This window comes from Pseudomonas sp. W5-36 (assembly GCF_046540455.1).
Classification (GTDB): Bacteria; Pseudomonadota; Gammaproteobacteria; order Pseudomonadales; family Pseudomonadaceae; genus Aquipseudomonas; species Aquipseudomonas graminis_B.
On the sequence record NZ_JAXCIQ010000007.1, the window covers coordinates 263,226 to 270,506 of the forward strand.

A 7,281-nucleotide genomic window follows, 5' to 3' on the forward strand; every position below is an offset into this window, starting at 1 on the left:
GTTAAACACTGGGTTTGCTGAACAAAACGGAAATCTTCATCACCAGCGGCTTGTAGCTGGCGGCCACCATCAGCAGCGTGAGCAGGCCGCAGACGGCCAGACCCAGGAAGATGCTGATGCGGTTTTCATTGGCGATCAGGCGCAGCAGCGGCTCGGTGATCGCAAGGCCCACGCCGGTCATCACGCTGATGCGGATGATGTCGCGCAGCCATTGGCTGTGAATCCCCGGGGCCAGACGCTGGTGCACGATCACAGGCCAGATGGCGAAGGACACGACGCGCAACACGAACCAGGCGATCGCCGCGCCGTAAGCGCCGTAGCCGCGAATCGCCAGAAACATCACCGGCACCGTGATCAGCGCTGAAACAACGCTGTACCAGACGTGCAGGTGCATGCGCCCATAGGCGTATTGCAGGTAAAACTGGAACGCGCTGACCGCCATGATGGCGCTGCCCAGCGAGTACCACGGCAGAATCGTCCGGCTCCAGTCGGCGGCAGGCCGGTCGCCCGACCAGGCAAACACCATCTCGTCGGCGTGCAGCGCGATCAGTGCCGCGAGGGGAAACAGGAACGTGCACACAAACCGGTTGGCCGCGAGATACAGCTGGTGCATGTCGTCCCGGCGCCCTTCAGCCATCAACACGGTGAGGCGCGGCAGCAGCGTCTGCGCCAGCGGGTTGGAGAGCATCATGATCCCGGTGGTGATCAACGCCACCAGCGAGAAGTAACCGTATTCATTGAGCGGCAGCAGCTCGGAGAGCAACACTTTGTCGATCTGGGTGAGCACGATCCACAGCACCGCAGTGCCGGACATGCTGGCCGCGAACGGGATGATCGGCCTGACCAGGTCCCAGTCGAAACCGGTCAGCGGCGACGGCGTCGGCATCTGCTGATAGGCACGGCCCGCGAAGATCAACGCTTCGATCAAGCCCACCAGCGCCTGGAATTCGAAGAAGTGCACCGGGTCGTTGGAAATCGTGCTCACCAGCAGCAGGCCGCCGAAGTAGCGCAGCGTGGCGATCATCACGTTGGCGATGTTCAGCCATGCATGCTGTTCAAGGCCTTGAATCCCGCTTTTGTACAGCGTTGAAAACAAGCGCAGGGCGATGACGATGCCCATCAGCCCGATGCACTGCACCAGCGTCTCAGTCGTCAGTTCCTGGGCATTGAGCCAGTGCACCGCGATCCATCCGCTGCCGGCATACATCGCCACGCAGCAGAGGCCCGCCAGTGGCAGGAAGATGATTTCGAACGAGCGCAGCAGGCGCCCGGTGTAGCGATCCAGTCCATCGCTGCCCTGACGATGGGCCACCGCCCTGACCAGACTCGGTGACATCCCTGCGTCCAGCAATTGCAGCCAGGCCTGCAGCACCGAGAAGAATCCGATCAGCCCGTATGCCTCGGCGCCCATGTGGCCGAGGTAGAACGGCATGATCAGGATCCCCACGAGCAGCGTGTAGGCCTGGCCTGCATAGCTCAACGCAGTGTTGCGTATGACTGAGCGCTTGGTTGACATCGAAAGTCCTTCCGGCGTAACGGGATGAATGGCGCGGCGGGGTTACATGACCTTCGCGAGGGACGGCACACGGTACGGCGAGTGGGCGGCGCTGGTTTCGGCGATCACCGTGTTGATCACGCGATCCTGATCGTCGTGCAGCAGGCCCGGGTAAATCGGCAGGCAAAGCACGCGCTCGCTCAAGGAACGCGAAGCGGTTTGTGCCGCTTGCGGCTGCAGGTACTCGAGGGTGTCCAGGGACGGGTAGAAGTAACGGCGCGGGTTGATCCCGTTGGTGTTCAGCGCCGAACGCAAACGCAGCAGTTGTTGTTCGTCGCGCAGGGCGATCGGGTAATAGCTGTGGTTGAGTTCGCTGTTGCTTTCCGGCCGCTGCAGGTCGACGTAATCCCCCAGGCGGGTGGTGTAGCGGTCAGCGATTTCAGCGCGTTCCTGAAGAATGTTCTCGATGTCGTCGAGAATGCACAGGCCCATCGCGGCGGAGAATTCGTTGAGCTTGGCGTTGATGCCGATCCCGTCGATCTTGTCGACGTCGGCGATGCCGAAGTTGCACAGCAGGTGAGCACGGCGCGCGGTTTCGTCATCGTTGGTGATGATCGCGCCGCCTTCGATGGTGTGAAACAACTTGGTGGCGTGAAAGCTCAGCGTGCTGATGTCACCCCAATTGAGCACCGACTGGCCGGCGTGGCGTACGGCGAAGGCATGGGCGCCGTCGTACACGACTTTCAGATTGCGCCGACGGGCGATCTCTTCGATGCGCTCAACCGCGCACGGGTTGCCGAACACATGGGTGCCGACAATAGCGGTGGTGTCGGAGACGATGCGGCTTTCGATGTGCTCAGGCGAAATGTTCCAGGTCTGGGCGTCGATGTCGGCGAAGATCGGGCGAATGCCTTCCCACTGCAACGAACTGCTGGTGGCCACGAAGCTGAACGGCGTGGTAACGGCGCTGCCGCTCAGGCCCAGCGCGCGGTAGGCGACTTGCAGGGCCAGGGTGCCGTTGTTGGTGAGGATGACGTGTTTGACGCCCAGATAATCTTTCAGGCGTTGTTCGAGCTCGCACACCAGCGGCCCGTGGTTGGTCAGCCAGCCGCGTGCATAAATGCCCTCGACGTATCCTTTGAACTTGTCGATATCGCCCAGGTAGGTCTTGGTGACGTTGATCATCGAATTCTCCATTTCAGATGCACAGCTTTTAAAAGGCTTTCCGGACCGTGATGCGGTGGCGCCGGTGTGGCGCCGGGCCATCAACGCCAGGTTCGAGCGAAATCAGCTGGGGGTGGAGGCCGGCGGCGGGTTGCCTGCCTTGCTGCTCATCCGCCGGGCGCGGCCCTGATTGATTTTCAGGATCAATCGGGTGGCCAGGCTGCCTGCATGGGGATCGCCGAAGTGGAAGAGCGCGGTGGCGCGCTTCACGTCTGGCCGGCAGGCCTGGTTGGCGTGCAGGCTCCGATAACCCCAGAAGAAATAAACGCTGCCCGGCTCCAGGCGCAGGACGTACGGCTTGAGCCAGTTGCGCTGCATGCCTTTGATGATCCAGCTGCGGGTGATCTTGTTCTGCAGCAGGGCTTTCTCGATCACGTTGAACACCACCCATGAGCGCACCCGGCGGATGTTCGGAAACAGCATCAGATCGCCGCGTCCTTCTCCTTCACTGGGAATGAACACCGGGATCAGTGCAGTCACCAGGCTGGCGTCGTAATGAAAGCTGTTGGACTCGCGCTTGCCCTGGTTGCCCTGCACGCAGCGCAGCACCGGAAAGATGCGGTCACTGGCGGCGTCGCGGCGGGCCGCATGGTGATAGAGGCGACCCAGCAGTGTCTTGAAGCGCGGGTCGGACCAGTAGCTCGCCAGCAGGCTTTCGCTAAGTGCCGCCTCACCGTGGTAGGCAAAGTATTCGCCTTGGTGTTTCTGCGCCTGTTCGTCAGTCCAGGCCCGCAACTGCTGCAGGTCCGTGTCAGGCACGGCCGCGTTCAGTTTTGCAAAGCCGTTGGTATCGATTTCGTCAGCCAGTCGCTGAACCAACTGCTCATCCATGTCGAAAGATAAAGGCATTGCATCAGGCCCTCGTAGGGAGTGAGGAGTGCAGGGGAGGGGAGAGAATTACGCTTCAGGCACGCTACCGCCCGAATCTGCAGATCCTGCCGTTGTATTCATTAATATGTGCATTCAAACGGTTGCTTCATACATCACTGGCTGACTAAACCGTTGGGCAAAGCTACCGCCCCACCGAGCATATTCAGTAATTCGGAAAAGCTTTCTTTAAACCAAAAACTGCCCACCGGCGCCGATTTCACACCGTTGGAATCGTTAATTTCATGGGCAGCCGCAGGGTAATTAAGTCGGAATGCTCTCGGCGCACGGCTCTAAGGTCGCGCTGCAAAAACGGGAAAACATTGGACATGCGTATATATCGACGGAGGCGGACTTTCTGTCAAATTATTTCGCCATCATTCTGTTAATTTTTTGATCAGCGGGCGATCAGGCTCTATAAGTTATTGATTTTACTGACAGTCAATAAAACATCACTGCCCTGTCCTGGTGCGCGACGCTTTTTAGGCGCTCGCCAAGACCGCCGCTTTGACAACCAGAAATGACAGGGAAGACGTATTTCCAACGTCAGAACTTGGGCGCGGACCGGGGGCAACGGTTTTATGGCGCTCGATTTTTGAATGGCGCATTCAGTGGTCATTATGCGTCGAGTTAACTAACCACCTGAGTTTGAATTGCCCCATCAACTGATCACGGCGGTGTTGCAGTTTTATACAAAGAACAGTGTTGGGTTATATATAAATCAATGTGGCTGAGTGGGTGACAGGCCCGAAGATTTCGCAGGTGCTCGACGCCGTTGTTCGAGCGCTCAATTCCCATGCGTTGGGTGGATGCGGCGCTGCGGTTGCTCAGCCTTGATCGCTGCTCCATTATCCGGGTCTGCGATGCAAACAATTCGGGTCACCAGGAGATTCAATGAATACGCAGTCGAAAACCACTGGAGTGGCGATGCAACGCCTTGCGCAAGCGCGCGCCCTGATGAGCCGTGAAGGCATCGACGCCTGGCTGGTGCCGTCGGCCGACCCTCATCTCTCTGAATATCTGCCGGGTTACTGGCAAGGGCGGCAGTGGCTGTCCGGCTTCCACGGCTCCGTCGGCACTTTGATCATCACCCAGGACTTCGCCGGTGTCTGGGCTGACAGTCGGTATTGGGAGCAGGCGAGCAAGGAGCTGGCAGGCAGCGGCATCGAGCTGGTCAAACTGCAGCCGGGTCAGACCGGCCCACTTGACTGGCTCGCCGAGCAAGCCAGGACGGATTCCGTCGTCGCAGTGGATGGCGCGGTATTGGCCGTGGCGTCGTCGCGTACGCTGGCTGCGAATCTGTACGAGAAAGGCGCACGGCTGCGCACGGACCTCGACCCCTTGACTGAACTGTGGGACGACCGGCCTGCGTTGCCGGCTCAGGCTGTTTATGAGCACTCAACGCCCCACGCTGGCGAAACCCGTGCCGACAAACTCACTCGACTGCGCGCAGTGATGGCCGAGCGTGGCACGGACTGGCATTTCCTCGCCACGCTGGACGACATCGCCTGGCTGTTTAACCTGCGCGGGGCCGATGTCTCCTACAACCCGGTGTTCATTTCTTTCGCCCTGATCGGCCCGAACAGTGTCAACCTGTTTGTCGCGTCAGAGAAAGTCGACGCCGCGCTACGCAGTACCCTCGAACAGGAGGGCATCACCCTGCATGAATACACGCGTATCGGCAGCGCGCTGCGCAACGTGCCTAAAGATGCGAAGCTGCTGGTCGATCCGGCACGCGTCACCTGTGGCCTGCTGGATTATCTCGACAGCGAAGTGACGCTGATCGAAGGCCTCAACCCGACCACGCTGTTCAAATCGCAGAAAAGCGCCGCCGACACCCGGCATATCCGCCAGGCGATGGAGCAGGATGGGGCAGCGCTGTGCGAGTTCTTCGCCTGGCTGGATTCAGCGCTGGGCAAAGAGCCCGTCAGCGAACTGACGATTGACGAGAAACTCAGCGCGGCGCGGGCCCGTCGCCCGGGCTATGTGTCCCAGAGCTTCGCCACCATCGCCGGCTTTAACGGCAACGGGGCCATGCCTCATTACCGCGCCACCGAAGAAGAGCACGCGCAAATCGAAGGTGACGGCTTGCTGCTGATCGATTCCGGCGGCCAATACCTGGGCGGCACGACCGACATCACCCGCATGGTGCCCGTGGGCACGCCGACGGCTGAGCAGAAGCGTGACTGCACGCGTGTCCTGAAGGGTGTCATCGCGCTGTCCCGAGCTCACTTCCCCCGGGGCATTCTTTCGCCATTGCTTGACTCAATTGCTCGCGCGCCGATCTGGGCCGACGGCGTCAACTATGGCCACGGCACCGGTCACGGCGTCGGCTATTTCCTTAACGTGCACGAAGGCCCGCAGGTCATTGCCTATCAGGCTGCTGCCACGCCGCAGACCGCAATGCAGCCGGGGATGATTACGTCGATCGAGCCAGGTACGTATCGGCCGGGACAGTGGGGGGTCCGTATTGAAAATCTGGTGATTAACCAAGAGGCGGGCAAGACCGAGTTCGGCGAGTTTCTCAAGTTCGAGACCCTCACGCTGTGCCCGATAGACACGCGCTGCCTTGAAATCGGTTTGCTCACGCATGAGGAGCGTGAATGGCTTAATGAATACCACGCTCAGGTCAGACAGCGCCTCACTCCATTAGTGGAGGGCGCCGCGTTGGCCTGGCTGAACGGTCGTACTCAAGCGGTCTGATGCCGCTGCCACCGCTGCGTAGGCGGTGGCATCACTTACGGGCCTGCGCCTGGCGTTCTCTATCTATATAGACGCCTTTCAAACGCCGCGGGTCGTCAGATGCTGGTATGCCGGTGGCCGACTAGGGATTCGTCGGTTTTTTGCACACGATGATCATGCTGCGACTGGTGTACCCCGCAGGATTGAGACCGAGCGGGTAGCCTCCAGTGTCTTCGGCGCCGTCACCGGATTTGGCGATCACCCGGTACTGCTTGGACACGCAGGAGTTGGTCGCCATGTCATAGCACTGCTCCCATGAGGACGAAAGCCCCGAGCAGTTGATATGAATTCCGCGTTTGCCCATGACCGGTTTAGACGTCGCTGCGCAACCAGCGACAGCCAATGCTGCCAGTGCCATCAAAAAGTACTTCATTCATATCCTTACCTGACCGGCACATTGCGGTCAGTGACTATCCAGAATTCGCATGCCGCCGCCGACCTTCACGTCCATGTGGGGCAGGGGCACCATGTTGAGGCGCACGGGCTAAACATCGCTCAATAGTGAGACAAATGCCAGTGACATCTTGTATCGCGTCGATGGCTGTGCTGCGGCTGGCGATTCGGAGCCGCATGCGCAGCGGGTCACGAGGCTCGCGCTCCTTATAAGACCCCACGGTTAACGGTCTGTTAAGCAGCAAAGGCTGCCAAATATCAGTGATTGCGATATAAGTTCAAATAAGTGCTTGACGCCCCTCTGGATCTGTCTATAATTCGCCCCACTTCCGGCGCAGACGAAACGGAAAACTCCTTGATAATCAAAGAGTTGGACGAAGTAAGCAGCGGGGAGTGCTTCGGTTCAGATGCTTGAATCGACAGCGGTGAAAAAGGCAGTTGACAGCAGATTGTAACGCTGTAGAATTCGCCTCCCGCTGACGTGAGACGCCAAGTCGAACGAAGCGCAAGTGGTTGAAGTTGATCAGGAAACTTTGAAAACTTCTTAAAATAACCGCTTG

At 59.3% G+C, this 7,281-nt stretch carries 5 protein-coding genes and 1 pseudogene; 1 reads left to right on the plus strand and 5 read right to left on the minus strand.

The window, feature by feature from the left end; all coding sequences use genetic code 11:
• Window position 1: 1 nt before the first annotated feature.
• The 3 genes from SLW74_RS15175 to SLW74_RS15185 form a co-directional block, all read right to left on the minus strand.
• The gene (locus tag SLW74_RS15175) at window positions 2-1,516 is read right to left on the minus strand and encodes a lipopolysaccharide biosynthesis protein (protein ID WP_410929374.1); all 1,515 of its coding nucleotides are present in this window, start codon (window positions 1,514-1,516) and stop codon (window positions 2-4) included.
• A gap of 42 nt (window positions 1,517-1,558) precedes the next feature.
• Window positions 1,559-2,680, minus strand: a complete 1,122-nt coding sequence (locus tag SLW74_RS15180; protein ID WP_065986260.1) for a DegT/DnrJ/EryC1/StrS family aminotransferase — start codon at window positions 2,678-2,680, stop codon at window positions 1,559-1,561.
• Window positions 2,681-2,782: 102 nt separating this feature from the next.
• Window positions 2,783-3,568 (minus strand): hypothetical protein, encoded by a 786-nt coding sequence (locus tag SLW74_RS15185; RefSeq protein ID WP_410929375.1) that lies wholly within the window; start codon window positions 3,566-3,568, stop codon window positions 2,783-2,785.
• A gap of 912 nt (window positions 3,569-4,480) precedes the next feature.
• On the opposite strand from SLW74_RS15185, the gene SLW74_RS15190 reads away from it, so the two are divergent.
• On the plus strand, window positions 4,481-6,289 hold the full coding sequence (locus SLW74_RS15190) for an aminopeptidase P family protein (protein WP_410929376.1): 1,809 nt from the start codon (window positions 4,481-4,483) through the stop codon (window positions 6,287-6,289).
• Window positions 6,290-6,410: 121 nt separating this feature from the next.
• Here SLW74_RS15190 and SLW74_RS15195 read toward each other — a convergent pair whose 3' ends face one another.
• Together SLW74_RS15195 and SLW74_RS15200 are read right to left on the minus strand one after the other, a co-directional pair.
• Window positions 6,411-6,701, minus strand: a complete 291-nt coding sequence (locus SLW74_RS15195) for a hypothetical protein (protein WP_065986263.1) — start codon at window positions 6,699-6,701, stop codon at window positions 6,411-6,413.
• A 278-nt stretch (window positions 6,702-6,979) separates the two neighbouring features.
• A pseudogene (locus tag SLW74_RS15200) lies at window positions 6,980-7,281 on the minus strand (hypothetical protein); the annotation flags it as partial.